Here is a 26,183-nt window from a genome sequence, read left to right as displayed (position 1 = left end):
TGTCCCCGCTACCAAGAGTCAGAGGCCCGGTCTCCGGAAACGGAGACCGGGCCTCTGGTCGTTCGCGGGCCGCCCTGTCGCCGGCGAGCCCGCCACGTTCACCGTCACCCGCTCCGGTGGCGAGGTCGCGGTCTCCTCCTCCCTCGCCTCCGGTTGGACGTACGAACTCGCCTGACTCCACAAACGATTTGGCACTTGTCTCCGGTGGCGGGTAAGCTTCAAACACAACGACGCGGGGTGGAGCAGTTCGGTAGCTCGCTGGGCTCATAACCCAGAGGTCGCAGGTTCAAATCCTGTCCCCGCTACCAAGAGTCGAAGGCCCGGCCTCCGGAAACGGAGACCGGGCCTTCGGTCGTCCACGGGTCCGGTACGGGAACATCCGTCGCGCCTTGCGGCAGGAGTAGCGCATGATCACGTTGGATCGCCTGGTCAACGTGCTGGGCGCGTACGGCGTGCGGCTGTGCGGGCGGCCCGAGCGGCGCTCGGCGCGGCTGCGCAGCGTGGCGATGCCGGACGCCACCGACGGCCGGGTCACCGGCGACGTGCTCGTGGCCGTGGGAGCCGGGTCGGTGACCGAGGCGGTGCGGTGGGCGGTCGCGGCGCAGGCCACCGTGGTCCTGGTGCGGGCGGGAGCCGAGACCGCCCGCGAGGCGGCCGTGGCCGGCGAGAGCCACGACGTGTCGGTGATGCTGGTCGACCCCGCCGTCTCGTGGAGCCACCTCGTCGGGGTGGTCTACGGACTGGTACTGGAAGGGCGGGAGACCGAGTCGGGGCGAGGGCCCACGGACCTGTTCGCGCTGGCCGACAGCCTGGCCGACACCGTCGGCGGCGCTGTGACCATCGAGGACCCGCTCTCGCGGGTGCTCGCGTACTCCCGCTCCCAGCAGGCGGGCGACCCGGCCCGGCTGGAGACGATCCTGGTGCGGCAGGTGCCGGAGCGGCTGCGGGAGATGTTCCGGGCGCGTGGGGTGTTCGCCCGCCTGGCGGCGACGGACGAGCCGATCTTCGTCGAGCCGGACCCGTCGCACGGCATGACCGGGCGGATGGTGGTGGCGGTGCGGGCCGGCCGCGAGCTGCTCGGGTCCGTATGGGTGACGTGCGGCAGCCCCCTGACCGGCACCCGGCACACCGCGCTGGCGAACGGCGCGCGCACCGTGGCGCTGCACCTGCTGCGCTCCCGGGCGAGCGCGGACCTGGAACGGCAGGTGGAGTCCGACCTGGTCGTCCGGCTGCTGGAGGGCACCGCCGACGCCGCGACCGTGGTCAGCCGCCTGGGGCTGTCCGCGCCGGAGATGCGGGTGGTGGCCGTGCGCACGCACACCTCCGAGGAGCCGCACGCCATGCTCCTGCTGGCCTTCGAGCGGGCCACCACCGGTTTCGGCTGGTCCAGGCCCGGGAGGAGCACGCTGCTCGGCGACACGCTCTACACGATCCTGCCGGACGCGGGGGCGGCGGCGGCCCGGGAATGGGTGGCCAACCTTGGCGCCGGGCTGCCGTCGCGGGTGCGCGTCGCGGCCGGAATCGGCGCGGCGGCCCAGGCGGCGGAGCTGCCGGCGAGCCGCCGGGAGGCGGAGGAGTGTCTGGCGCTGCACGAAAGGGGCGCCTCTCACGCCGTGCCGCCCAGCGGGCCGCCCGCGTACGACGAGTCCTGGGACGACATCCTGCTGCAGCGGTTGCGCGCCGCGGCGCGCGCGGGTCGCGTCCCCGCACGCGGACCGGTGAGCGCGCTGCGCCGGCACGACGCCCTCCACGACACCCACTACGTGGCGACGTTACGGGCGTGGCTGGAGGCCCAGGGCGATCTCGCGGTCGCCGCCGAACGGCTCGGCGTGCACGCCAACACCGTCCGCAACCGCCTGCGCAGGATGAGCGAGGTGACCTCACTGAACCTGGACGACCCGCGCAAGCGCCTCGCCATGGTCATCACTCTGGCCGCCGAGGACGAATAAGCGGTTGTCCGAAATCCACAACAAGGGCCCGCTGATTGTGCGGCCGCTACAACGGTGCGCGGCGCCGAGCGGGCGATGCTGACCGGGTAAAGCAGTCGCCTGGTGTGGAGGTTGGGGCATGTCCGAGCGCGTTGACGACTGGCCGCGGTCGGTCATCGTGGTGGGCGCGGGGATCGTGGGCCTGTCCACCGCGTGGTTCCTGCAGGAACGCGGTGTGGAGGTCACCGTGGTCGACCGCCGGGGCGTGGCGGCCGGCGCGTCCTGGGGCAACGCGGGCTGGATCGCGCCCGGCCTGGCCATCCCGCTGAACGAGCCCTCCGTGCTGCGTTACGGCCTGCGCTCGCTGCTCAACCCGGCCGCGCCGCTGCACGTCCCGGCGACCGTCGATCCGGGACTGTGGGCGTTCCTGACCCGCTTCGCCGCCAACTGCCGGTGGTCGTCGTGGACCCGGGCCGTGCGGGCCAACCTGCCGCTCAACGAGGAGTGCATCGAGGCGTACGAGGTGCTCGCCGGCAACGGCGTGGCCGCCCCCGTCGAGGACGCGCCGATCACCGCGGGGTTCCGTACGCCGCGCCAGGCCGAGGGCCTGCTCCGCGAACTGCGCCGGATGGCCGAGGCCGGGCAGCCGGTCGACCACACCGCGCTGGACGCGCGGCGACTGGCCGAGGCCGTGCCGCTCGCCTCGGAGGCCCTCACCGCGGGCGTGCGGATCGACGGGCAGCGCTACATCGATCCTGGCCGCTTCGTCCACGCCCTGGGCGAGGCCGTCGTCGCCCGGGGCGCCACGGTCGAGAAGCACGAGGTCGCCGACGTGCGCACGGACACCAAGAAGGTCGTCGTGATGGCCGGGGACGGCGCCGCCCTGTCCGCCGACGCCGTGGTGCTGGCCACCGGCGCCTGGCTGTCCCGGCTGGCCGGCCGCTGGGGCGTACGCGTCCCCGTACAGGCCGGCCGCGGCTACTCGTTCACCGTGCCGGTGGACCACCCCGTCCCCGGCCCGATCTACCTGCCGGACGTGCGGGTGGCGTGCACGCCCTACCAGGGCGGGCTGCGCGTCGCGGGCACGATGGAGTTCCGGGACCCGGACGCCCCGGCCGTCGAGGCCCGGCTGAAGGCGATCATCGCCTCGGCCCGCCCCCTGCTGCGGGGGGTGCGCTGGGAGGAACGCACCGACGTCTGGGTCGGCCCCCGGCCGGTCACGCCGGACGGGCGGCCCCTGATCGGCGCGACCGACGCCCCGGGGATCTACGTGGCCGGCGGGCACGGCATGTGGGGCCTGGCCCACGGCCCGGCCACCGGACGGCTCCTCGCCGAGCAGATCACCACCGGCAAGCAGCCCGCCGCGCTGCGGGAGTTCGACCCGCTGCGCTGAGCGCCGCCTTTCCGGCCCTGCCGCCGGGGCACTCCGGTGAGCGCGTCCTCAGGTTCCCGGCGCACACGCCGGAAGCTCCGGCGCGGGGCCGCCGATGTACCGCTCCCAATCCGCTTGGGAGAGCGTCCGGCCGGCGACCTGACACGCCGTACGGATCCATGAATCTTCTGAGATGGGGAACTCGCGGAACTCGGTCTGATTTCCATCCGCTGGTTCCGTCACCATGACAAGCGTCAGGCCGTCTGGAGTGAAGGCCATGCCCGTCTTTCGGTAAGGTGATTCCTCGGACAGTTGGACGACGCCCAACATGCTTCCCGAGTCGATGTCGGTGATTACGGCCGTGGAATCAGAACGCCGGCGTATCACGAGATTCTTGCCGTTGGAGACGACTTCTCCGATGTAACGATCGTCCCCCGGGAGCGAACGGATAATCCTGCGGGCTTCGGAATCCCGCACTTCCAGACGGTCGTCGATGTACTGGATCAAGGTGCGATCGCCGGCATAGGCCACTCGCCAAGCGCCTTCGGATATTTTCCTGACTGTTCCGCGCCGCAGGTCTATGAAGAATGCTTCATTCTTGTCTTCGGGTTCGACTCCGACGATGATCGCCGCGGTCATCGTCCGGCCGTTCATGGCGACGCTGAGGGGGCAACTTCGGAGGTTCAAGGTAGGCACTGTCCGCAGGATGCTTCCCGTGGAGATGTCGCGGACCAGTATCCGGCCGGACGTGTGGAACTCTATGATATTTCTGGCCTCGTTCGACCATGCCATGTGGCATACGGGATCGTCCGGCGACGGCCAGCGGGCGATCGGGTCGGGATCGTCGGGTGTTCGAATCTCGATGGTTTCGTCCACCTCGTTGAACAACAACAACTTCCGGCCATCGGGGCTCCACAGCGGAGCCGTCCCGCCACCCGGAATGACGAAGGGCTGATCAGGCGAACCCAGGTTCTTCAGCGCCACCGACCCTCCGGTGCCGCTCACCACGGCGGCCTGTCGCCCGTCCGGCCTGATCGCGATCGAAGGCGCCCGGCAGCCGTTGCATGCTCCATCGACCGTGACCTGTCCATGCACCCGGAACAATGATGATTTGTCGAGATCCCACAGGGTGAGCCGATCGTCGGAGGCCGAGACCAGACGACTGTCGCCGTCTCCGAGGAAAAGCACGATTCCGTCGTTCACGGACCCGTTGCCGGTCAAGGCGATGGGCGGCTGGGGTGGGGATCCTTTCCCGGTTCGAGTGGCGGCGACATAGATGGTGCTGGTGTCGGCGACGGCCAGCCGCGTTCCGTTCCGGCTGATCGCGAGCGCGTTCGGGCTGCTGCCCTCGACCAGAGCGGTGCGATCGGGGTGGTCAAACCGGTCGGGATCGGCATTCGCACGTGCGGCCCAGAGGGGAACGGTGGTTTCCCCGTTGGTGTAGCTGATGAACGTGCCGTCCGGTGAGAGCCCTGACGCCAGGTTGTAGATCCCGAACCCCAACGAACCGGATGCCTTCGTCGTCAGCTCGGGCAGGGTGCGCCGCTCCCAGTATCCGTAGGCGAGATCGAGCAGCACTACTTCAGACGAACTGGGAAACGCGATTCGGTCCGGGGCCTGTTGCGTGTTCTTCGTCAACCATCGGTTGGAATCGGCGGCCATGACGCTCAGAAACGCCGCATCGATGGTTTCGCCCTCCTGGGCGACGACCGCAAGTTCGCCGTCGGGTGATACACCGACGGACACGGAGGTGCCGCCCCGCGGCGGCAGGGGAAGCGGTTCTGCGGACCGCCCGGATCGCCACCGAGTGATCGTCTTGCCGTCGGTGGCGATGATCTGATCGCCCGAGCCGTCAACGCCGACACTCCTGACCCGCCCGGCGAGCCGGGCCACGACCTTCCGATCGCGAGCCTCGACATCCCACCGCAGAACCTCACCCTCCTGAGTACCCGCCACGATCACGTTTCCGTCCCCGGACGCGGCGATCGTCGTCACATACCCGGTCGCGTACAGGTATCGCATCAGGTGAGGGGTGGCCGTGCGCGAGTGGAACAGCGCGGCGCGAGTCTGCGGGTTCTGGTCCAGGCGGTACGCCTGGACAGCGAGGAGCTGGGCGACATCGGCGCGAGTGCTCAGCAAGGATTCCGAAACGGCTGCCGCCTGCCGAGCCGTGGCGATCCGCTCGCGTTCGTGTGCCCTGTTGTTCTGGTCGACCGCGAACACGGCTGCCGTGCTGGCGGCCAGGGCGAGCACGGCGAGGATGGCGACGGCTCCGGTGCGCAGGCGTTGGGTACGCCGCCGCAGCCGGGTGGACGCGGCCAGAAACGCTCGCGCGGTGGTGGTGAGGACATGATGCGATGGGGTGGTGGCCCAGGCCCGTGTGGTCTCCAGGTGGGCCCCTCGGTACAGCAGGGAGGGATCACGGCCCTTGCGTTCCCACTCGGTTGCCGCTTCTTCCAGCTTCTGATGGGTCAGGTGGCCGACGCGGTCGTCGTTGATCCAATCGCGTAACCGGGGCCAGCCGTGCAGGAGCGCCTCGTGGGTGATCTCGACAGAGTCCTGGTTGCGGGTGAGCAGGCGACCTTGGGTGAAGGCGTCCACGACCACTGTGGCCGAGTCGCGGTCGACGCCCGAGCTGAGGAGATCGTTGCGGGTCACGCGGCGCCGTGTGTCTTCGACGCCGTCGCCGATGGCGACCAGGCGCAGGAACAGGGCCCGGGCGGTCTGCCGATCCGCCGAGTCCAACCCGGTGAAGATGCGTTCGGCGGTGGTCGCCACGGCTTGCTGGATGCCCCCGGTGACCCGGTAGCCGTCCACGGTCAGCCGGTGGCCGTGCCGCTGCTGCCAGGTGGTGCGCAGCGCGTGGGCCAGCAGCGGGAGACGCCCGGCCTCGTATCCGTCGCCGGTGCCGGCCCCCATGTCGCTGAGCAGGAGTTCGACCAGCCCCGGCTCGACGTCCAGCCCCACGTCCCTGGCCGGGTACAAGATCGCCTCGCGCAGTTCGTCCTGCGACATCGGCCCGACGAACACCTGCCCGTCCTGCAACGCGGCCCGTAGCGGGGGGTAGCCGGCGCACGGGGTGTAGAAGTCCGAGCGCAAACCGCAGACGACCAGCGCGACAGGAGGGGTTCCATCAGGGCCGGGGGCGGCCAGGTGGGTGATCAGATCGACGAAGCGGTGCCGTTCGGGCTCGTCCGCGCACTGCGTGAACAGTTCTTCCAACTGATCGACGACCACGACCATGCGTGCCCCGACAGCGTCCTGACCAGCGGCCCGGGTCCGCAGTGCCTGGCGCAGCATCCGCGCGCACAGGTCCGGGTCCGCCGCGGTCACCTGACCCGCCTGCTCCAGCCCGAGGCCGGCACATGCCTCCAGGTTCGTCGTCAACGCCGCCATCGGCTGGGCCGTGGGCGTGAACGACAACCGAGGCCAGTGCCTCGACCCGGGAAGGGCGCCGTCCTCCAGCGCGGGCATCAAACCGGCTCGCAGCAGCGATGACTTGCCCGCCCCTGAGGGAGCTACCACCATCAGCGGGCCGCCGCGCCGTGCATGCTCATCCAGCCGCTCTGTCAGCTCCGCCAGCAGCCGGTCCCGGCCGAAGAACCAGCGGGCCTGCTCGGGCCCGAACGCGGCCAACCCCGGATAGGGGCAGTGGTCGATAACCTCGCCTGTCTGGGCTTTTCGCCGGTGCCGGACTCCGTCCTGATAGTAGAAGTGCTGGTCCCGGCCTGCTTGGTAAACCCGGCCCGCGCCGGAAACCTCGGCGTGGAAATCGGGACCGGCGTGCTCGTGGTCCGCCGGACGCCGGGACGGCCGGGTCATTTCTCGTCGATGTGCTGGTCTCGGCCCGCTTGGAACACGCGCCCGTGCCCGTATGCCCTGGCCGTCATGGTGATGTCGCGGACCTGGGACTGTTCGGCCGCGGGCAGCAACGGAGCCAGCTCCTGGTCCAGGATCCGGCGCAGCTCGTCACCCAGTCGCGGGTCGGCGGCCAGCAGTCGCCGCAGCTTGCGCTGCCAGTCGTCGACCAGGCCCTGCTCGGCCTGCCGATCGCCCGCTTGACGTGCGATGACCATCTCCGCACGCGTCTCCTCCAGTTCGGCTTCGACCGCCGGCACCCGCTCGGGATGCACCCGCCGCCACAGTGCGACCACCGCCTCGCGGGCCTGCTGCCAGCCTTCGGTCGTCATCGCGGTCACCATCGCGGTCGCCGCGGCGAGCACCAGCGGGTCCATCCTCGCCCTCCCACAGGCACGAATCCGGTCACCGAATTCCACCGTACCCAATTACGGCGTCATGCAAATGGGAGAATGCGAGAATTGATTCGTGATAAATCCCAGAAATTTATGATATTTCTCAATTCGGTCGCGGGCGCTCGTGCGACACCCGGAACGTCTACCGGGCGCGGGCGGCGACATGAGCGGCCGGACCAGCCCGCCCGTCCGGGAGCCTTCGGCCGGCCGTCGGCGGGGCCGAGCTGACCGCCCTGCACCAGGAAGGCACCCCGGATTGTCGTGATACGACAACAAATGCCGCATCGATGGTCGTTGGCGACATTGAGGCGGAACCGTCCGGTGGTGAAGGCTCCCCGCATGCAGGCCCGCATCACACTGGAGGACGTCGCCGCGCTGGCTCGCGGCTGTGCCGTGCTCGGCACCGGCGGCGGCGGGGACGTCCGCCCCGGCGCCATCGCCGCCCGGCGCGCGATACGCGAGCACGGCGAGGTGCCGCTGGTCACCCTGGACGAGTTGCCCGGCGACGCCCTCGTGCTGCCGCTGTCGGGGATCGGCGCCCCCACTGTCAGCAACGAGATGGTCCACGGCACGGACGAGCCGGTCAGGATCGCCGAGGAGATCGAACGGATCTTCGGCCGGCCGCCCGCCGCCGTCATGTCCTCGGAGATCGGCGGCGGCAACGGCGTCGCCCCGGTGGCATGGGCGGCCAGGCTCGGGCTGCCGCTGCTCGACGCCGACGCGATGGGCCGGGCCTTCCCCGAGGTCCAGATGGTCTCGATGTACGTGGCCGGGATCCCGGCCAACCTCGTGGTGATGTCCGACGTCGTCGGCAACGTTGTGACGATCCGGCCGATCGACGGACTGTGGTCGGAGCAGATCGCGCGGGCCGTCTGCGTGGCCGCGGGGTCGAGCGCCCTGATGGCCGACTACGTGCTGACCGCGCGGGAGTGCGCGGGCGCGGTGATCGAGGGCACGGTGACCCGGGCGATCGCGGTCGGCCGGGCGACCGAGGGCGCCGCCGACCCGCTGGCCGCCCTGACCGCCGAGCTCGGCGCGGTACGGCTGATCACCGGCAAGCTGGCCGACCTGGAGCGCAGGACCACCGGAGGGTTCGCCCGGGGCACGGCGACGATCGAGGGCACCGGCGACGACCGGGGCAGGACCCTCACCCTGGAGATCCAGAACGAGAACCTCGTCGCCGTCGAGGACGGCCGGGTCAGGGCCATGGTGCCCGACCTGATCACGGTGGTCGACAGCCAGACGGCGACGGCGATCCAGACCGAGGGGCTGCGCTACGGCCAGCGGGTGACCGTGCTGGCCTGGCCCTGCGACCCCCTGTGGCGTACGCCGAAGGGCCTGGAGACGGCGGGCCCGCGGGCGTTCGGCTACGACATGGACTACCTGCCGGTGGAGAAGATCGCATGAGCGAGCGCAGCGAGCGAATCAGTAAACACAGCGTATTGTGCGAATGCACCTCCGAGCCGCAAGGCGAGGAGGTGGCATGAGTAATACCTTGCGGGTCGGCATCGACGTGGGCGGCACCAACACCGACGCGGTGGTGCTGGACGACGACGACCGGGTCCTCGCCACCGCCAAGCGGCCCACCAGCCCCGACGTGACCGAGGGCCTGCGCGCGGCGCTCGACGCGGTCCTCGCGGAGCTGCCCGAGCCGGGCCTGGACAAGCACGTGAAGCGGGTGATGCTCGGCACCACCCACGCGACCAACGCCATCCTGGAGCGGCGCGCGCTCGGCCGGGTGGCCGTGCTGCGGCTCGGCGCCCCGGCGACCACGTCCGTGCCGCCGCTCAGCGAGTGGCCCGACGACCTGCGCGACACCGTCGCGGCGGGCACCGCGATCGTGCGCGGCGGGCACTTCGTGGACGGGCGCGAGATCGCGCCTCTCGACGTGGACGCGGTCAGGAAGTTCGTGGCGACCACGCCCGCCGACGCGGTCGCCGTCACCGGCGTGTTCAGCCCGGCGAGCGCCGACCAGGAGAACCGGGTCGCCGAGATCATCCGCGCCGAGATCGGCGACGTGCCGGTGAGCCTCAGCCACGAGATCGGCTCGCTCGGCCTGCTGGAGCGCGAGAACGCGACCGTGCTCAACGCCGCCCTGTACGGCGTGGCCCGCGACGTCACCGCCGCACTGCGCGGGGCCCTGGAGGCGAGGGGCCTGGAGGTCGAGACGTACTTCGCGCAGAACGACGGCACGTTGATGGCCGTCGACTACGCGGCCCGCTACCCGGTGCTGACCATCGGCTCGGGGCCGGCCAACTCGCTGCGTGGCGCGGCGTACCTGTCGGGCGTGACGGACGCGATCGTGGCCGACGTCGGCGGCACCTCGACCGACCTCGGCGTGCTCGTGGGCGGCTTCCCCCGGGAGTCGGCCGCGGCGGTCGAGATCGGCGGGGTCACGACCAACTTCCGGATGCCCGACATCCTGTCCATCGCGCTCGGCGGCGGCACGATCGTCGGGGCGGAGCCGCGCTCGGTCGGCTACCGGATCGGCACGGAGGCGCTGGTCTTCGGCGGCACCACCCCCACCATGACCGATGCCGCGGTGGCGGCCGGGCGGGGGACGGTCGGCACCCGTCCCGTCCCCGAGGAGTGGTACGAGCGCCTGGCCGGGGCCGTACGGGCGGCCGACGAGGCCGTCGCGGACGCGGTGGACCGGGTCGCGCTCGGGCGGGCCGACCGGCCGCTCGTCGCGGTCGGCGGCGGCGCGTTCCTGCTGGCCGATCACGTGCCCGGGGCACGTGAGGTCATCCGCCCGGCGCACGCGGAGGTGGCCAACGCCGTGGGCGCGGCCATCGCCCTCGCCAGCGGCAGGCTCGAAACGATCGTGCCCGCTTCTGGGGGCGGGAGCTCCAGGGCTAGATTGATCGACAACGCCAAGGAGGAGGCGGCCGCGCGGGCCGTCGCCGCCGGGGCCGACCCCGCAACCGTTCAGATCGTCGAGCTCAGCGAGATCCCTCTCAGCTACCTTCCTGAGCCCGCGGTGCGCCTGCACGTCAAGGCCGCCGGCCCCCTCGCCCGGCAGGCCGGATAGGAAAGGAACTCCCTCACATGCGCTGGCACAAGCGTCTTCTCGCCGCGGGAGCCGTGACCGCCGTGACGGTCACCGCCGCGGCCTGCTCGGGCGGGCAGGTCCGCGGCGCCGCCGACTCCACCTCGCAGCCCGGCTCCTCGGCCGGCGCGGCCGGAGGCTCGGCCGACAGCACGTTCGTGTACGTCCCCAACCTGGACGTCGTCACCGACTGGGACCCCGCGAGCTCGTATTCCAACGAGATCATCGCGATGGAGAACATCTACGAGTCGCTGACCCGCTACAACCCGCAGACGAAGAAGGCCGAGCCCCGCCTGGCGTCCTCGTGGACCTCCTCCTCGGACGGCAAGAAGTGGACGTTCACCCTGCGCCAGGGCGCGACGTTCCACACGGGCAAGCCGGTGGACGCCGCCGCGGCCAAGGCGGCGATCGAGCGCACGATCAAGGAGGGGCAGGGGGCGGCCTACATCTGGGGCGCGGTCGACAAGATCGAGGCCAAGGACGCCACGACGCTGGAGTTCACGCTCAAGTACCCCGCCCCGCTCGACCTGGTCGCCTCGGCCGGCTACGCGTCGTACATCTACGACACCACGGCCGCCTCCGGCGACCTGAAGAAGTGGTTCGGCGAGGGCCATGACGCGGGCTCCGGGCCGTACACGATCGAGAGCTGGCAGAAGGGCAAGGAGACCGAGCTCACGCTCAAGGCGTTCGACGGCTACTGGGGTGGCTGGGACGGCCAGCACTACAAGAAGATCGCCTTCCGGGTCACGCCCGAGCTGACCACCGCCTGGCAGCTGCTGCAGCGCGGCGAGGTGTCGTTCATCCAGCGGCTCAACTCGCAGCTGTTCGCCCAGGCGGGGGGCACGGACACGGTGCAGACCTCGCAGACGCCGTCCTTCCAGAACCTGCTCGTGCTGTTCAACACGGCCGGCGGCCCGCTCAAGGACGTGAAGCTGCGCCAGGCCCTGCAGAAGGCGATCGACTACGACGGCCTCGTGGCGGCGATGAAGGGCTCGGGCGTGGCCGCCAGCGGCCTGGTCCCCGAGGGCCTGCTCGGCAACATCCCCGGCATGACGCCCAAGCAGGACCTCGCGGGCGCCGAGGCGCTGCTCAAGGAGGCCGGGTACGGCCCCGGCGGCAAGCAGCTCGACCTGACGCTGACCTACGCCCAGGGGGACTCCGACCAGGAACTGCTGGTCACGCTGCTCTCCTCGGCGCTCGACAAGCTCAACGTGAAGCTGTCGGCCAAGCCGCTGCAGTGGACCACGCAGTGGGACCAGGGCAAGGCGAAGGACCCGTCGAAGCGCCAGGACATTTTCATCATGTACTGGTTCCCCGACTACGCCGACGCCTACTCGTGGTTCGTCAACGTCTTCCACGGTGAGAAGAACGTGCAGTTCAACCTCTCCTACCTGAAGGACGCGGCGATCGACAAGGAGATCGACGAGCTGCCCGCGCTCACCGCGACCGACAAGGCCGCGGCGGAGAAGGCGTACGCCGACCTCCAGAACAAGATCATTAACGAGCAGGCGGCGGTGGCCGTGCCGTACGTGCAGAACTACCAGCGGGCCTACGCCAAGTCGGTCCAGGGGTATGTGGACAACCCGGCCTACCCCAACGTGGTGTTCGTCTACGACCTGAAGCCCGGCGCCTGATCATGCCGAGGTACCTGATCCGCCGGCTCGGCCAGGCCGTCCTGGTCGTGGCCGGCGTGATCGTCCTCACGTTCGCCGTCATGCGCCTGGTGCCCGGCGACCCGGCCGTGGCGTACGCCGGGCCGAAGGCGACGGCGGCCGAGCTCGCCGAGGCCCGGCGGCGGTTCGGCCTGGACGACCCGCTGCCGGTGCAGTTGTGGAACTACGTGCGCGACCTGCTGGGCGGCGACTGGGGGACCAGCCTGCACACCCGGCAGCCCGTGCGCGACGACCTCTTCCAGGCGTTCCCCGCCTCCCTCGAACTCGTGGGCGCGGCGCTGATCATCGCGCTGGTCGCAGGCATCCCGCTGGGGATCGCCGCCGCCCGCTACAAGGGCCGCCTGCCCGACCTGTCGGTGCGGCTGTCGTCGATGCTGGCCGTGTCGGTGCCGGTGTTCTGGCTGGCGCTGGCCCTGCAGACGGTCTTCGCCAGCGGGCTCGGCTGGTTCCCCGTCGCCGGGGAGTACGACGCCTCGCTCGACCGGACCAGCCCGCTGCACCTCTACACCAACATCACGGCCGTGGACGCGCTGATCACCGGCAACTGGCCGATCCTCACGAGCACGCTGTCGCACCTGGTGCTGCCCGCCCTGGTGATCGCGGCGTACCCGGCCGGGGTGGTGGCCCAGATGACCAGGGCCGCCCTCATCGAGGAGTCGTCACGCGACCATGCCCGGCTCGAGCGCGCGCTCGGCTTCGGGGAGACCGCGGTGCTCACCCGGTTCGCCCTGCGGCCCGCGCTGAACCCGGTGCTGTCGCTGATCGCGCTCGTCTTCGCGTACTCGATCGTGAACGGCTTCCTCGTGGAGGCCGTGTTCAACTGGCCGGGCCTCGGACGGTACGCCGCCGACTCGATCCGCTCGCTCGACACCCCCGCCATCGCCGGGGTCACGCTGCTGGTCGCCGTGCTGTACGTCATCGCCAACCTCGCCGTGGACCTCCTCCAGGGCGTGGTCGACCCGAGGGTGAGGGCCCGGTGACGGCCCCCGCTCTGCCCGTGTTCCGCCGTACGCCGCTGCGGCGCCTGGCCGGAGTGGACCGCCTCGCGGTGGCGGGGGCCGTGCTGCTGGGCATCGTCGTGCTCGCGGCGCTGCTCGCGCCGTGGATCGCCCCCTACCCGGAGGACGGCGGCTCGGCCACGCACCCCCTGGAGGCGCTGCTGCCGCCGAGCGGCGCCCACTGGTTCGGCACCGACCAGGTCGGCCGCGACGTGCTCAGCCGGGTCCTGTTCGGTGCCCGCACCTCGCTGCTGATCGCCGTCGCGGTGCTGGCCGTCAGCGGCGTGGCCGGCGTCATCCTGGGCGTGGTCGCCGGGTACGCCGGCGGCTGGGCCCGTGACGTGATCATGCGGGTGACCGACATCTTCCTCGCCTTCCCCGCGCTGCTGCTGTCGCTGGCGCTCGCCGTGGTGCTCCAGCCCAGCGTGACCACGGTGATCGTGGCGATCGCGGTCACCTGGTGGCCGTGGTACGCCCGGCTCACGGCGTCGGTCGCCTCGTCCGTGGCCACCCGGGGCTTCGTCGACTCCGCGCGCTGCCTGGGCGTGCCCGCCCCGCTCATCGTGCTGCGGCACGTGCTGCCGAACTCGCTCACGCCGGTGCTGGTCCAGTTGTCGCTGGACGGCGGCGGGGTCATCCTCACCGCCGCCGCGCTGTCGTACCTCGGGCTGGGCGCCCACGAGCCGACCTCCGAGTGGGGGCTGATGGTCCAGCAGGGCCAGTCGCTTTTCACCACCGACTGGTGGGTGGTGACCTTCCCCGGCCTCGCCATCCTGGTCACCGCGTTCTCGTTCAACGTGCTGGGCGAGGGGCTGAGGGCGAGGCTGTCGCGATGAGTTTGATCAGCGTGAGGGACCTCGTCGTGAGGATCGGCGACCGGGTGATCGCGTCGGTCCCCGAACTCGACGTGGCCGCGGGGGAGTGCGTGGCGATCGTCGGCGAGAGCGGATCGGGGAAGACGACCACCCTGCTCAGCACGCTCGGCCTCGTCCACGGCGCCGACGTCTCCGGCCGGATCACCGTCGGCGACGTGGACGTGCTCACGGCGAGCCCGGCGCGGCTGCGGGACATCCGCGGGTCGCGGGCCGCCCTGGTGATGCAGAGCCCGCAGGCCGCGCTCAACCCCACCATGCGCCTGGGCACGCTCATGCGCCGCGCGCTCGCCCGCCACGGCGTCAAGGGCGCGGACGCGCGGGAGCGGGCCGAGGAGGGCGTCCGCGCGGTGCTGCTCGACCCGGAGATCCTGCGCCGCTACCCCCACCAGGTGTCCGGCGGCCAGGCCCAGCGGTTCGCCATCGCGCTCGCCCTGGCGCTCGGCGCGCAGGTCGTGCTGGCCGACGAACCGACCAGCGCGCTCGACGTGACCGTGCAGGCCGAGGTGGTCGCGGTGCTGCGGCGGCTGCGCGACGAGCGCGGTCTCGCCGTGCTGCTGGTCTCCCACGACCTCGCGCTGGTCTCCACGATCGCCGACCGGGTCGTGGTCATGCGCGACGGCGCCGTGGTGGAGAGCGGGCCGGCCGCCGAGGTGTTCACCCGGCCGCGCGACCCCTACACCCGTGAGCTGATCGCCGCGGTGCCCGCACTGCCTGACGCTGGGCCCGCGCTACCCGACGCTGGGCCCGCACTGCCAGAACGCGCGGAGGGGTCATGACTTTGCTCGCCGCCGAGGGGGTCACCCTCGCCTACGGCACGACGGCGGTGGTCCACGACGTGAGCCTCGCCGTGGACGAGGGCGGAGTGGGCCTGATCGGGGAGAGCGGCTCGGGCAAGACCACGCTCGCCCGCGCCCTGCTCGGCCTCATGCGCCCGCGATCCGGCGTCGTCCGGTACGGCGCCGGCGACCTGGCCGGGCTCGGCAGGGCCGGGCGGGCCGAGTTCCGCCGGGCCGTGCAGCCGGTCTTCCAGGACGGCAGCGAGGCGCTCGACCCCCGCATGACGGCCGGGGCGTCGATCACCGAGGCCTTGACCACCCATCACCGCATGTCCAGGGCCGAGCGGCGGGACCGGGTCGCCGCGCTCCTCGCCGACGTGGGGCTCGACCCCGCGCTCGCCGCCCGCAGGCCGCACGAGATGTCCGGCGGCCAGCGGCAGCGGGTGGCCATCGCCCGCGCCCTGGCCGTGGAGCCGCGCCTGCTGGTGCTCGACGAGCCCACGAGCGCGCTCGACGTCACGGTGCAGGCCAGGATCCTCGACCTGCTGGAGAGGCTGGCCGCCGAACACGGGCTCGGCTACCTGCTCATCACGCACAACCTCGGCGTCGTGGGGCGGCTGTGCCGTACGTCGTCGGTGCTGTTCGCCGGGCGGGTCGTCGAGTCGGGCCCGACCATGGAACTGCTCACCCGCCCGGCTCACCCGTACACCCGGGCGCTGCGCGACGCGGTGCCGCGCCTGGGCGGCGAGCCGCCGCGCGCGGCCGGGCGGACCGAGGCGGCCGCGGCGGCGACGGGGTGCCCGTTCCGGCTTCGCTGCCCTCTCGCGGTGGACCGATGCCGGGAGGAGACGCCGCAGGCGCGTGAGGTCGAGGGGCGTAAGGTGGCATGTCACCGTGCGGAGGAGGTGCTGACCACCCTGGCCTCCTCGGCTCCCCGCGATCCCCGTGACGAAGGTGAGACCCCCGATGCGCCGCGTCAGTGACCTGCTCAGGACGCCCGCGGGCCGCAGGCTGACGCTCGTCGCCGGGCCCTGGGACGCCCGGGAGGTCGGCAGCGTCGTCCTCGTCGACGAGATGCGCGAGCTGGCCTCGGCGGCCCCCGGCGCGCTGGCGATCCTGTCCCGCCACGCCATGCGGTCGTGCGACGTGCTCGACGCGCTGCGCCTGGCCGGCCGCGGCGGCCTGGCCGGGATCGTGCTGCCCGGCCCCTCGGGCACCTCGCCGGAGATGGTGGAGCTGGCCAGGCGGGAGGGGGTCGCGCTGCTCGCCGGCGCCTCCGATCACTCGCTGTCGGACACCGTGCTCGGCCTCAGCGCGGCCGTACGCGCCGACCCCGGGCTGCTGCTGCGCCGTACGCGCGAGGCCATCGAGGGCCTCGGCGCTATGGAGGGCGCGGGCGAGGACGACATCCTGCGCGCGGCGTCCGCCTCCGTCGGGGTCGCGTACGTGGTCGCCGACCTGGCCGACCCGGCGGCCAACGCGACCGTGATCCGGGTCGGCGGCCGGCCGGACGGCTACGTGTGCTGGGAGGGCGAGGACCCGGCGGCGGCCATCGTGGCCCAGGTCGTCGCGACCACGCTCGGCCGGGTGCGGGCGGCCGCGCGGGAGGCGGAGGCGGCCCGCGAGCGCGCGCTGCTGGCCCTGCTCGGCGCCAAGGACACCCGCGTCGCCGCCCGCCGCGCCCGGCACGAGGGCGTGCCCGTGGACGGCTGGCACGTGGCGGTCTTCCTGCGCGACCCCGGCGGCGGCGCGGCCCCCGGGGCGGCGGATCCGGTGCTCCGCGAGGCGCGCGGGACCGCCGCGGCGCTGCCCGGCGCACTGCGCCTCACAGATACGGGCCTCACAGATACGGACCTCACAGATACGGACCTCACAGATACGGGCGGCGGGACGGCCGAGCTGTCCGCGCCGCCGCTGGTCACCCGGTGGCAGGACGGCGTGCTCGTGCTCCTCACCGCCGACGAACGGATGACTCTCGGCGTCGGCCTGCCGTACTCGCCGCGAGCACAGAGGACATCAGCACAGTGGACGTCGGTCATGGGCGTCGGGGTCGGCACCTGCCAGGCGGGGCCGGACGGGCTGCGCCGTACGGCGTCGCAGGCGCGCGCGGCCGCCGCACGCGCCACGGCCGGGGAGGTCGTGCGGTTCGACCGGCTCGGGGTCCACGCGCTCCTCGCGGAGTTGAGCGGCAGCGAGAGCGCGCTGGTCGCCGCCAGGGACATGCTCGCCTCACTGGAACGCCTCGGAGCGCTCAGCGCCCACGCGGTGCCCACGCTGAAGGCCTACCTGGACAGCTGGGGCTCCCGCACCAGGGCGGCCGAGCTGCTCAGCCTGCATCCCAACGCGGTGGCCCACCGGATAAGGCGCATCGCCGAGGCGCTCGACGCCGACCTGTCCGACCCGCAGACCCGCTTCGCGCTCCAGCTCGCCTGCCACGTCGTGCTCGACCACGACTGTCTCCCGGGGACAACAACGCCGATCTCGTCGTCGTGAGGGCACATCGACGCGGTGCGCGGCCGGATCTACGTTGCCAGGCATGACAACGGTCATCGGAGTGGACGTCGGCGGCACCTTCACCGACCTCGTCCTGCACGACGCCGCGACCGGCGAGATCAGGGTCGCCAAACAGCCCACCACGCCGTCCGCGCCGGAACGCGGGGTCCTCGCCGCGGTCGACGCGGCCGTGCCACAAGATCTGCTCGCCCGCTGCCGCCACTTCGTGCACGGCACGACCGTGGGCCTGAACGCGCTGCTCGAAAGGCGGGGCGCGACCGTCGGGCTGATCACTACGGCCGGGTTCCGCGACGTGCTGGAGATCCGCAGGGGCGACCGCGACGACCCATACGACCTGTTCTGGACCCCGCCGCCGCCGCTCGTGCCCCGGCGGCTGCGCCTGGAGGTGACCGAACGGGTGGCCGCCGACGGCTCGGTCGTACGTGACCTGGAGCCGGAGGACGTGCGGCGGGCCGCCGAGGTGTTCGCCGCCGAGGGCGTGGACGCCGTCGCGATCGTGCTGGTGAACTCCTACGCCAACCCGGCGCACGAGGCGCGGGCGGCCGAGCTGCTGAGGCAGGCCGGGTTCGCCGGGCCGGTCTCGCTGTCGCACGAGGTCTCGGGTGAGTACCGGGAGTACGAGCGCACCTGCACCACGGTCGTGGACGCCTTCGTCCGCCACCGCATGGGTCCCTATCTGCACAACCTCGACCGCGAGCTGAGGGCGAGGGGCTTCGCGGGCGAGCTGCTCGTGACCCGGTCCGGCGGCGGCGCGCTGGCGCTGGCCGAGGCCGCGGCCCGGCCGTTCGAGACGATCCTGTCCGGTCCCGTGGCCGGGGCCGCCGCCACCGCCCGACTGGCCGCCTCGCTCGGGCTCGGCACGGCAGTGGCCGCCGACGTGGGCGGCACCAGCTTCGACACCGCGCTCATCGAGGACGGCCGGCTCCCGCTGCTCTACCAGGGCGAGGTCGTCGGCCTGCCGCTGCAGAGCCCTTGGGTGGACGTGCGGTCGGTGGGCGCCGGCGGCGGCTCGGTGGCGTACGCGGACGCGGGCGGCCTGCTGCGGGTCGGCCCGCGCAGCGCGGGCGCCGACCCCGGGCCCGCCTGCTACCAGCGCGGCGGGACCGAGCCCACGGTGACCGACGCCGCCCTGCACCTCGGCATGATCCCCCGCGGGCACATCTCGGGCGGCATCGAACTGTCCGAGGACACGGCGGCCCGCGTGCTGGCGCCGCTGGCGGGCCCGACCGGCATCGACGGCGTGGACGCGGTCGCGGTGGGCGTGGTCAGGATCGCCGCCGCGCACATGGCCCAGGCCGTGCGCGGCGTGACCGTGGAGCGGGGCGTGGACCCGCGCGGCGCGGCCGTCGTCGCCTTCGGCGGCGCCGGGCCGGTGTTCGGCTGCCTGCTCGCCGACGAGCTCGACGTGGACACCGTGGTCGTGCCGCCCAACGCGGGCAACTTCTCCGCCGTCGGCCTGGTGCAGGCCGACATCGTGCGGTCGGCCGCCCGCACGATGGTGCGTCCCCTGGACGACGAGGCGCTGCCGCTGGTCGAGCGGGTGACCGAGACGCTGTTCGAACGGCTGGCGCAGCCCGGAGCCGTACGCGAGGTGGACCTCGACCTGCGCCACCGGGGCCAGGAGCACACGCTGACGATCCCGGTGCGGCTGGGCGAGGACGACCCGGCGGCCGTGTCCGCCCGCTTCTCCGAGGCCTACCACCGGGCCTTCGGCCACACCCTGCCCGACCCGCTGGAGATCGTCACCGTACGGGCGACGAGCAGGGTGGTCCTCGACGCGGACCGGCCGATGGTGCCGGCCCCGCCGTCGGGCGAGGGCGGGCGGGGGACGACGCGGCTGTGGTCGTTCCGCCGGGGCGCCTGGACCGAGGCCCCGGTCGTACGGCGGGAGGACCTGGACGGCGTGGCCGAGGGCCCGCTGCTGGTGGTGGAGCCGACCGCGACCACCTACGTGGACGCCGGCTTCGCGGTGGAGGCGCACGAGAGCGGCTGTCTCATGATCACACGGAAGGACCGCCCATGACCATCGTCCGCACCCGATACGCGGAGGTGCACCCGGGGCTGGGCGACGGAGCCGACCCGATCACCACCGAGATCATCCGGCAGGGCCTCAACGCGGCCGCCGACCAGATGAAGCAGTCGCTGATCCGCACCGCGTTCTCGCCGATCATCTACGAGGCGCTGGACTTCGCCGTCGCCTTCTACGACGCCGACATGTGCATGCTGGCGCAGGCCCCGACGCTGCCGGCGTTCATGGGCACCCTCGGCTTCTGCGTCAGGGAGGCCGTGGAGGGCGTCGGCGGTCCCCCCGCGCTCAGCCCCGGCGACGTGATCCTCTACAACGACCCGTACGGCACCGGCTCCCACCCCCAGGACGCGGCGATGGTGGTGCCGATCTTCCACGAGGACACGCTGGTCGCGTACTCCGCCATCAAGGCCCACTGGCTCGACATCGGCGGCAAGGATCCGTACTGCACGGACACGGTCGACGTCCACCAGGAGGGCACGATCTTCCCCGGCGTCAAGCTGTACGACGCCGGGCGGCTGGTCAGCGACGTCTACCGGATGATCCTGGCCAACAGCCGCATGCCGGAGATGGTCATCGGCGACATCAACGCGATGGTGGCCGGGGCGCGGACCGGGGCGGAGGCCCTCGGCGCGCTGGTGCGGCGGCACGGGCTGGACACCTTCCGCCGCTGCGTCGCCCGCATGTACGCCCACGGCGAGGCGCTGGTGCGCGGCTGGTTCGAGCGGCTGCCCGACGGCGTCTACCAGGCGTCCAGCGTCATCGACTCCGACGGCGTGAACGGCACGCCGATCCCGTTCGGCGTCCGGGTCGTCGTGGACGGCTCGTCGGTGACCGTCGACCTGACCGACTGCCCGGACCAGGTCGGCGGGCCGGTCAACTGCCCGCTGCCGTCCACCGTGGCGGCCGTCCGGATCGCGGTGTCCTTCCTCGCGGGGGCCGGCGAGCAGCCCAACGAGGGCCACTTCCGCCCGCTTGAGCTGGTCACCCGGCTCGGCTCGCTGTTCCACCCCGTACGGCCGGCGCCCTGCTTCATGTACGGCATCCCCTCCGACCACGCCATCGAGCTGATCATCAGGGCGCTTGCCGAGGCCGTGCCTGGATCGGTGCCGGCCGCCAGCGGCGGGGACATCAACGCCCTGGTGTGGTGGGGCAACCGCGAGGCGACCGGCGAGCCGTGGGCCGACGGCGCGCCGCACCCGGTGGGCCAGGGCGCCTCACCGTCGGGCGACGGCGCGAGCGCGCTCATGTACATCTCGGAGTCGGCCACCCGCTTCACCCCCGCCGAGGTGTGGGAGGCGCGCAACCCCTGGCGGATCGAGCGGCTCGCCCTGGCCGAGGACTCCGGCGGACCCGGCCGTCACCGCGGCGGCCTGGGGCTCGACCTGTCCTTCCGCATCCTGGAGGACCAGTACCTCACCGCGGGCCTGGCCAGGACCGCGCTGGCCCCCTGGGGCCTGGAGGGCGGCCTCCCGGGCCGGCCCAACCGGCTCACGGTGGAGTATCCCGACGGGCACGCCGAGGACTTCTCGCTGAAGACGCGGATCTTCCTGCCCAAGGGCGCGGTCGTGCACCTGCGCACCGGCTCTGGAGGCGGGTACGGCCCGCCCGAGGAGCGCGACCCCGAGGCCGTGCGCGCCGACCTGCGGGAGGGGTACATCACCCCCGAGCACGCCGCACGGCACTACCCGCACGCGCTCTGACCGAGAGGGTCACAGCGCGCGCAGGCCGCTGATCACCTCGGTCAGGATGCCGGGGGTGGGGAAGCGCGCGACGTTGGCGGGTGGGCGCACCTGCACGAGACCCTGCTCGTGGAGGTCGCCCACCAGCACCCGTACGACGCCGAGCGGCAGGTCGATCGCCGCGGCGATGTCCGCCAGGGACGCCGGGCGGGCGCACAGGCTGAGGATCATCCACTGCTCGGGGCCGAGGCTCACCGGCGTGGGCCCGCCGGTCGCGGTGACGATGGCGACGAGGTCGATCTCCTGGCTGGAGGGCCGCACGCGTCCGCGGGTCAGGGCGTAGGCCGGGACGATGGGCCCGGCCTCCTCGTCCAGCCACTGGTCCTGCATGCGTTCCGTCACTTTCGGTCCTCCTCGCCGGTGTTCTCGATCTCCTGCGGCCCCCGTTGCAGCGAGGCGAGGATGATGTCCTCCGGGGTGACCTCTCCCGCGGCGAGACGGGCGAGATCGGGATCCTTGGGGCCAACCATGAGCGCGGATGGGATCAGCACGATGGCGGTCGTTCCTCCGTAGGGCGAGGGCCGTAGGGTCACGCGGATGTCCCGCCGCGCGGCCAGGCGCGCGACGACGAACAGCCCCATGCGGTCGGTGTCCGCGATGTCGAACTCCGGCGGGTTGGCCAGACGCTCGTTCAGCTCGGCGAGCCGCTCCTTGGTCATGCCGAGCCCGCGGTCCTCGATCTCGACCGCGAAGCCCGTGCCGACGAGTTCGCCGCGCACCGACACGGTGGTGTGCGGCGGCGAGAAGATCGTGGCGTTCTCGACCAGTTCGGCGATGAGGTGGATGACGTCGGCCACCGCGGCGCCGTCGAGCCCGTGGTCCTCCATCGGCAGCACGTTCACCCGGGCGTAGTCCTCCACCTCGGCCGCGGCCCCGCGTACGACGTCGTACATCGGGACGGGCTTGCGCCAGGCGCGGCCGGGGGCGTTGCCGGACAGGATGATCAGGCCCTCGGCGTGGCGGCGCATGCGGGTCGTCAGGTGGTCGAGCCGGAACAGCTCCTCCAGCATGTCCGGGTCGGTCGTGTGGCGCTGCATGCCGTGGAGCTGGGTCCGCTGCCGGTGCAGCAGCGTCTGGCTGCGCCGTGCCAGGTTGAGGAAGACCTGGCTGACACCCCGCTGCAGGCGGGCCTGCCCGATGGCGGCCTCCACCGCGGTCTCCTGGACGGTGGAGAAGGCCCGCCCCACGTCCTGGATCTCGGCGGTCCCGCCCGCGGTCTGGAGCGGGGGAGCCTCGGTGGCCACGTCGACGTCGTCGCCTCGCTTGAGCTTGACCAGCACGCCCGGCAGCCGCTTGTTCGCGAGGTCGAGCGCGGCCTGCCGCAGGTCGGCCAGCTCGCGGGCGAGGCGTCCGCCGACCCGCAGCGAGATCAGGATCGAGGCGATGACCGCGAGGAGACCGAAGCCTCCGGCCAGCACGGCCCGCCGCAGGATCGAGTCGGCGATCGGCGCGGCGCGCTCGGCGAGCAGGGCCGCCGCCTCGGTCTGCGCCTTCTGGAACGACTCGGCCAGGTCGTCGGAGGTCGACTGCCATACCCGCTGCGTACGCGCCGAGAGCTTGGGCGCGGCGATGATCTGCTCTTCCTGCAGCCGCAGCCGCTGGTAAAGCGGGGTGGTGATGAGGTTGACGTGGAGCTGCCGCAGGCCTGCGTCCAGCTCGGGCAGCGCCTGGTCGATGAGGAACCGGCGGTTGCCCACGAGCTGGGTGAACAGCTTGCGCTCCTCGTCGGTGAGGCCGCCGGACGCCCCGGCGGCCGCCTCCAGCGCCTGCTCCCGGGTGAGCAGCTCCTTGGCGTACCCGAGCGAGATCACCACACGCGACTGCTGGTAGATCGGGATGTCGTCGATCAGCGCCAGGCTGTAGTGCATGCGGTAGATCGAGTCGCTGACCAGGTTGTAGGTCTCGATGGCGTACAGCCGCTCCGACAGCCCCTCGTCGATCTCCGCCCGGATCTCGTCGATCCGGCTGAGCCCCGCCAGCATCTCGTCGACCTGCGTGCGCATGGCCGGAGTGGTGGCCGAGCGGGAGGCGCTGGACAGGGCCAGCGTGCGGACCTTCTCCCTGGTCTTGTCGGTGTGCTGGCGCTGCAGGACCATGGCGTCGCGGTCGGCCTTCCGGTGCGAACCGAGGTATCGGGCCGTGGTCAGGCGCTCGCTCTGCAAGTCGACGATCAGGGAGTCGGCGGGCCGCCGCAGCGTGGACCACAGCGTGTTGTACGTACGAAGACTCAGGCTCTCGCCGATGGTGACGCCGGCGGTGACCGCCCACAGGGCGACCAGCGAGAAGAGCGGTACGAGCAGCAGGCCGATGAGCCGGGACCTGATCGGCCGGTCACGCCTGCGCGGACTCATGGCACCTCGCCCAGTGAGGGACAAGCCTCACATAAAACCTTTTTGCGACAGGGATAGAGACTAGCAGTGAGGCGGGTGGGATGAGGGGACCTGTGATCGATTAGCGGGAAATATCATGTCCAATCGTGATCTTGCAGTAGCGTCGATCATGGTGGACACGGAAAGGACCCGCACGCATGCGCCGTTTACTCGTGCTGGGAGTGATGGCCGTGCTGGCCCTCGCGGGATGCGGCGGGGGTGAGGTCCAGGAGATCTCCGCCGCGAACCTTCCCTCGACGAAGGACTCGACCTTCGTCTACCTGCATCATCTCGACATCGTCACCGACTGGGACCCGGCGAGCTCGTATTCCAACGAGGTCGTCGCGATGGAGAACATCTACGACTCGCTGACGATGTACAACCCCAGGACGCGGCGGGCGGCGCCGCGCCTGGCCGAGCGCTGGCAGACGTCCTCCGACGGCAAGGTCTGGACGTTCACCCTGCGGTCCGGCGTGGTCTTCCACACCGGACGACCATTGGACGCCGCCGCGGTCAAGGCGTCCATCGAGCGCACCAAGCGGATGGGCGCCGGCGCGGCCTACATCTGGGACCCCGTGCAGCAGATCACGGTCAAGGACCCGCTGACGGTGGAGTTCCGGCTCAAGTACGCCGCCCCGCTCGACCTGGTCGCCTCCGCCGACTACGCGGCGTACATCTACGACACGCAGGCGGCCGGATCGGGCGACCTCAAGAAGTGGTTCCAGGCCGGCCGGGACGCCGGCTCCGGGCCGTACACCGTGGCGAGCTGGAAGAAGGGCCGCGAGAAGGAACTTGTGCTGCGGGCCTTCGACCGCTACTGGGGCGGCTGGGAGGGCCCGCACTACCGGAATATCGAGTTCCGCGTCACCCCCAACCCGGACCGGGCGTACCGGCTGCTGCTGCGCGGCGAGGCGAGCTACGTGCAGCGGCTGAACCCCGAACTGTTCCGGCGGGCCCGCGCGACCGCGGGTGTGCGCACCCTCCAGGTGCCGTCGTTCCAGAACATGCTCGTGCTGTTCAACACCGCCTCAGGCCCGCTGGCGGACGTACGGCTGCGCAAGGCGGTGCAGAAGGCGATCGACTACGACGGCCTGATCACCGGGCTCAAGGGGGCCGGGGCGCCCGCCTCCGGTCTGGTGCCCGAGGGCCTGCTCGGGCACACGCCCGGCCTCACCCAGAAGCAGGACCTGAGCGGGGCCACCGCGCTGCTGAACGAGGCGGGGTACGGCCCGGGCGGCAACCCCCTGCGCCTGACGCTGACCTACGCACAGGGGGACGACGACGAGGAACTGCTCGTACGCAGGCTCAAGAGCGCGCTCGCCGAGCTGAACGTCCAGCTCGACGCCAAGGCGATGCAGTGGAACGACCAGTGGAACCAGGGCAAGTCGGCCGACCCGGCCAAGCGCCAGGACATCCTCGTCATGTACTGGTGGCCCGACTACGCCGACGCGTACTCGTGGTTCCTCAACGTCTTCCACAGCGCCGAGCCGGTGTCCTTCAACCTCACCTACCTCAAGGACAGGGACGTCGACGCGAAGATCGATCGTCTGCCGTCACTGGTGACGAACGACCGTCCCGCCGCCGAGAGGGCGTACGCCGAGCTCCAGAGGAACCTCATCGAGGAGCAGGCCGTGGTGGCGGTGCCCTGGGTGTCCAACTACCAGCGGGCCTACCTGGGCAACGTTCAGGGGTACACCGACAACCCGGCCTACCCCAACGTCGTCTTCGTGCACGACCTCATCCCCGGCGGCTGAGCCGCTCAGCCCCGCAGACTGCGGCTGACTCCGCCGCAGCGGGGGCTGCGGGGAGTGCGGGACCGCCGGGGAACCACGGGCTCGTCGAGGTGGGCGAGCATGGACTGCGCCGCCACAGCGTCCGACAAGATCCGCTGTGCCTGCTCTCCGTCGGGAAGCTGCCCGTGCTCGGCCAGCTCGTGCTGGAGGAAGGTGAGCGCCTCCGGGTGGCCGGCGGAGTCCGCGGCCACGGTGGCGCGCGCCGCCGTCAGCAGGGCGAGATAGTGCGAGCGCAGGATCGCCTCACGCATACGCAACTGCTCCAGGTCGTCGAGCAGGGAGTGCGCGAGCTCGAGCAACTCGCCCGTGCGCGGCGGCTCGGCGGTGATGTGGGCACGGATGTCGTCGAACTCCGACCGCATGATGATGGCCACCTCCAGCGACGAAAGTCCGGGCGGCCGGGTTGGCGCCGTACGGGGACTTCCGCATCGTCTTCGTAGCGCGGGGCGATTGCGAGCGGCTTGACGTTCGGTTGCGTGGGAAGACGACGGCCACGTGGAGCCGTCGCGGAGCGCGGGGACGACGGCCACTTACGGCGTTCGTCCCTCACGTCGTGCCTCCCCGATCATCCGTGCCATGCCGGCTGTCCGCCGCGGCGCTAAGTAGATGCCTGAGAGCCGGATCTGGTTGTCCCCGCTTGCCCGCCCGTTTTGCCGCGTACGGGAGGCGGGACATGCTCCCGGTCACGACCTGCGGGAACAGTCGCCGCGGGCTGGTGTGTTGGACAACCGGACGCCCGGGGCAGGGCCGCCCCGGCGGGGAATAGCCCGCGCCGTGGGGGCGTTGTTCTCGAACCGGGTCATGGCGGTGCCGGA

At 71.8% G+C, this 26,183-nt stretch carries 18 protein-coding genes and 1 tRNA gene; 14 read left to right on the top strand and 5 right to left on the bottom strand.

All coding sequences use genetic code 11. The features are described 5' to 3' along the window. The first annotated feature begins 231 nt into the window (after positions 1–231). The 3 genes from Msi02_RS41350 to Msi02_RS41340 all read left to right on the top strand — a co-directional run bounded on the left by Msi02_RS41350 (position 232) and on the right by Msi02_RS41340 (position 3,321). Positions 232–308 (top strand) — tRNA-Met (locus Msi02_RS41350). Positions 309–407: 99 nt separating this feature from the next. Further along, positions 408–1,949, top strand: coding sequence for a PucR family transcriptional regulator (locus Msi02_RS41345; RefSeq protein WP_204053176.1), 1,542 nt, complete (start codon positions 408–410; stop codon positions 1,947–1,949). Between the two features lie 118 nt (positions 1,950–2,067). After that, positions 2,068–3,321 carry an NAD(P)/FAD-dependent oxidoreductase gene (locus Msi02_RS41340; RefSeq protein WP_204053175.1) on the top strand — a complete coding sequence of 418 codons (1,254 nt, stop codon included), beginning with the start codon at positions 2,068–2,070 and terminating at the stop codon, positions 3,319–3,321. 48 nt (positions 3,322–3,369) lie between these two features. Here Msi02_RS41340 and Msi02_RS41335 read toward each other — a convergent pair whose 3' ends face one another. Both Msi02_RS41335 and Msi02_RS41330 read right to left on the bottom strand, forming a co-directional pair. Further along, complete coding sequence (locus Msi02_RS41335) at positions 3,370–7,122, bottom strand: NACHT and WD repeat domain-containing protein (protein WP_204053174.1); 3,753 nt, start codon at positions 7,120–7,122, stop codon at positions 3,370–3,372. Next, positions 7,119–7,535, bottom strand: a complete 417-nt coding sequence (locus Msi02_RS41330) for a hypothetical protein (protein WP_204053173.1) — start codon at positions 7,533–7,535, stop codon at positions 7,119–7,121. Before Msi02_RS41330 ends, Msi02_RS41335 begins: the two co-directional genes overlap by 4 nt. Before the next feature lie 342 nt (positions 7,536–7,877). On the opposite strand from Msi02_RS41330, the gene Msi02_RS41325 reads away from it, so the two are divergent. The 10 genes from Msi02_RS41325 to Msi02_RS41280 all read left to right on the top strand — a co-directional run bounded on the left by Msi02_RS41325 (position 7,878) and on the right by Msi02_RS41280 (position 21,167). After that, positions 7,878–8,960, top strand: a complete 1,083-nt coding sequence (locus Msi02_RS41325; protein WP_239109317.1) for an S-methyl thiohydantoin desulfurase family protein — start codon at positions 7,878–7,880, stop codon at positions 8,958–8,960. Between the two features lie 76 nt (positions 8,961–9,036). Beyond that, on the top strand, positions 9,037–10,584 hold the full coding sequence (locus Msi02_RS41320; protein ID WP_204053172.1) for a hydantoinase/oxoprolinase family protein: 1,548 nt from the start codon (positions 9,037–9,039) through the stop codon (positions 10,582–10,584). A gap of 17 nt (positions 10,585–10,601) precedes the next feature. Next, a complete protein-coding gene (locus Msi02_RS41315) occupies positions 10,602–12,236 on the top strand; it encodes an ABC transporter substrate-binding protein (RefSeq protein WP_204053171.1) in 1,635 nt (544 codons plus the stop codon). A 2-nt stretch (positions 12,237–12,238) separates the two neighbouring features. Continuing rightward, a complete protein-coding gene (locus Msi02_RS41310) occupies positions 12,239–13,255 on the top strand; it encodes an ABC transporter permease (protein WP_204053170.1) in 1,017 nt (338 codons plus the stop codon). Continuing rightward, positions 13,252–14,109, top strand: a complete 858-nt coding sequence (locus Msi02_RS41305; protein WP_079315437.1) for an ABC transporter permease — start codon at positions 13,252–13,254, stop codon at positions 14,107–14,109. The genes Msi02_RS41310 and Msi02_RS41305 overlap by 4 nt, the downstream gene beginning before the upstream one ends. Then, positions 14,106–14,924 carry an ATP-binding cassette domain-containing protein gene (locus Msi02_RS41300; protein WP_239109315.1) on the top strand — a complete coding sequence of 273 codons (819 nt, stop codon included), beginning with the start codon at positions 14,106–14,108 and terminating at the stop codon, positions 14,922–14,924. The genes Msi02_RS41305 and Msi02_RS41300 overlap by 4 nt, the downstream gene beginning before the upstream one ends. After that, positions 14,921–15,907: an ABC transporter ATP-binding protein gene (locus Msi02_RS41295; protein ID WP_204053169.1), complete on the top strand. Its 987-nt coding sequence runs from the start codon at positions 14,921–14,923 to the stop codon at positions 15,905–15,907. Before Msi02_RS41300 ends, Msi02_RS41295 begins: the two co-directional genes overlap by 4 nt. Further along, a complete protein-coding gene (locus Msi02_RS44205) occupies positions 15,891–17,417 on the top strand; it encodes a helix-turn-helix domain-containing protein (RefSeq protein WP_204053168.1) in 1,527 nt (508 codons plus the stop codon). The genes Msi02_RS41295 and Msi02_RS44205 overlap by 17 nt, the downstream gene beginning before the upstream one ends. Before the next feature lie 43 nt (positions 17,418–17,460). After that, positions 17,461–19,461 (top strand): hydantoinase/oxoprolinase family protein, encoded by a 2,001-nt coding sequence (locus Msi02_RS41285; RefSeq protein WP_204053167.1) that lies wholly within the window; start codon positions 17,461–17,463, stop codon positions 19,459–19,461. Continuing rightward, the gene (locus Msi02_RS41280) at positions 19,458–21,167 is read left to right on the top strand and encodes a hydantoinase B/oxoprolinase family protein (protein ID WP_204053166.1); all 1,710 of its coding nucleotides are present in this window, start codon (positions 19,458–19,460) and stop codon (positions 21,165–21,167) included. The genes Msi02_RS41285 and Msi02_RS41280 overlap by 4 nt, the downstream gene beginning before the upstream one ends. A gap of 9 nt (positions 21,168–21,176) precedes the next feature. On the opposite strand, the gene Msi02_RS41275 is transcribed toward Msi02_RS41280, so the two are convergent. Together Msi02_RS41275 and Msi02_RS41270 are read right to left on the bottom strand one after the other, a co-directional pair. Beyond that, entirely contained in the window at positions 21,177–21,548 is a 372-nt protein-coding gene (locus Msi02_RS41275; RefSeq protein ID WP_239109313.1) for a DUF742 domain-containing protein, read from the bottom strand. Further along, complete coding sequence (locus Msi02_RS41270) at positions 21,545–23,557, bottom strand: sensor histidine kinase (protein ID WP_204053165.1); 2,013 nt, start codon at positions 23,555–23,557, stop codon at positions 21,545–21,547. The genes Msi02_RS41275 and Msi02_RS41270 overlap by 4 nt, the downstream gene beginning before the upstream one ends. 176 nt (positions 23,558–23,733) lie before the next feature. On the opposite strand from Msi02_RS41270, the gene Msi02_RS41265 reads away from it, so the two are divergent. Further along, a complete protein-coding gene (locus tag Msi02_RS41265; RefSeq protein ID WP_204053164.1) occupies positions 23,734–25,329 on the top strand; it encodes an ABC transporter substrate-binding protein in 1,596 nt (531 codons plus the stop codon). A gap of 5 nt (positions 25,330–25,334) precedes the next feature. Here Msi02_RS41265 and Msi02_RS41260 read toward each other — a convergent pair whose 3' ends face one another. Further along, the gene (locus Msi02_RS41260) at positions 25,335–25,730 is read right to left on the bottom strand and encodes a hypothetical protein (protein ID WP_239109309.1); all 396 of its coding nucleotides are present in this window, start codon (positions 25,728–25,730) and stop codon (positions 25,335–25,337) included. Between the last annotated feature and the right edge of the window lie 453 nt (positions 25,731–26,183).

Source organism: Microbispora siamensis (assembly GCF_016863095.1).
Classification (GTDB): domain Bacteria; phylum Actinomycetota; class Actinomycetes; order Streptosporangiales; family Streptosporangiaceae; genus Microbispora; species Microbispora siamensis.
This window is presented reverse-complemented; position numbering and strand designations above follow the sequence as displayed.

Bases quoted from the DNA above. Each gene is read 5' to 3' on its own strand.
- Msi02_RS41345 (WP_204053176.1), top strand. From the start codon at position 408: ATGATCACGTTGGATCGCCTGGTCAACGTGCTGGGCGCGTACGGCGTG.
- Msi02_RS41340 (WP_204053175.1), top strand. From the start codon at position 2,068: ATGTCCGAGCGCGTTGACGACTGGCCGCGGTCGGTCATCGTGGTGGGC.
- Msi02_RS41335 (WP_204053174.1), bottom strand. From the start codon at position 7,122: ATGACCCGGCCGTCCCGGCGTCCGGCGGACCACGAGCACGCCGGTCCC.
- Msi02_RS41330 (WP_204053173.1), bottom strand. From the start codon at position 7,535: ATGGACCCGCTGGTGCTCGCCGCGGCGACCGCGATGGTGACCGCGATG.
- Msi02_RS41320 (WP_204053172.1), top strand. From the start codon at position 9,037: ATGAGTAATACCTTGCGGGTCGGCATCGACGTGGGCGGCACCAACACC.
- Msi02_RS41315 (WP_204053171.1), top strand. From the start codon at position 10,602: ATGCGCTGGCACAAGCGTCTTCTCGCCGCGGGAGCCGTGACCGCCGTG.
- Msi02_RS41310 (WP_204053170.1), top strand. From the start codon at position 12,239: ATGCCGAGGTACCTGATCCGCCGGCTCGGCCAGGCCGTCCTGGTCGTG.
- Msi02_RS41300 (WP_239109315.1), top strand. From the start codon at position 14,106: ATGAGTTTGATCAGCGTGAGGGACCTCGTCGTGAGGATCGGCGACCGG.
- Msi02_RS41295 (WP_204053169.1), top strand. From the start codon at position 14,921: ATGACTTTGCTCGCCGCCGAGGGGGTCACCCTCGCCTACGGCACGACG.
- Msi02_RS44205 (WP_204053168.1), top strand. From the start codon at position 15,891: ATGCGCCGCGTCAGTGACCTGCTCAGGACGCCCGCGGGCCGCAGGCTG.
- Msi02_RS41285 (WP_204053167.1), top strand. From the start codon at position 17,461: ATGACAACGGTCATCGGAGTGGACGTCGGCGGCACCTTCACCGACCTC.
- Msi02_RS41280 (WP_204053166.1), top strand. From the start codon at position 19,458: ATGACCATCGTCCGCACCCGATACGCGGAGGTGCACCCGGGGCTGGGC.
- Msi02_RS41270 (WP_204053165.1), bottom strand. From the start codon at position 23,557: ATGAGTCCGCGCAGGCGTGACCGGCCGATCAGGTCCCGGCTCATCGGC.
- Msi02_RS41265 (WP_204053164.1), top strand. From the start codon at position 23,734: ATGCGCCGTTTACTCGTGCTGGGAGTGATGGCCGTGCTGGCCCTCGCG.
- Msi02_RS41260 (WP_239109309.1), bottom strand. From the start codon at position 25,730: ATGCGGTCGGAGTTCGACGACATCCGTGCCCACATCACCGCCGAGCCG.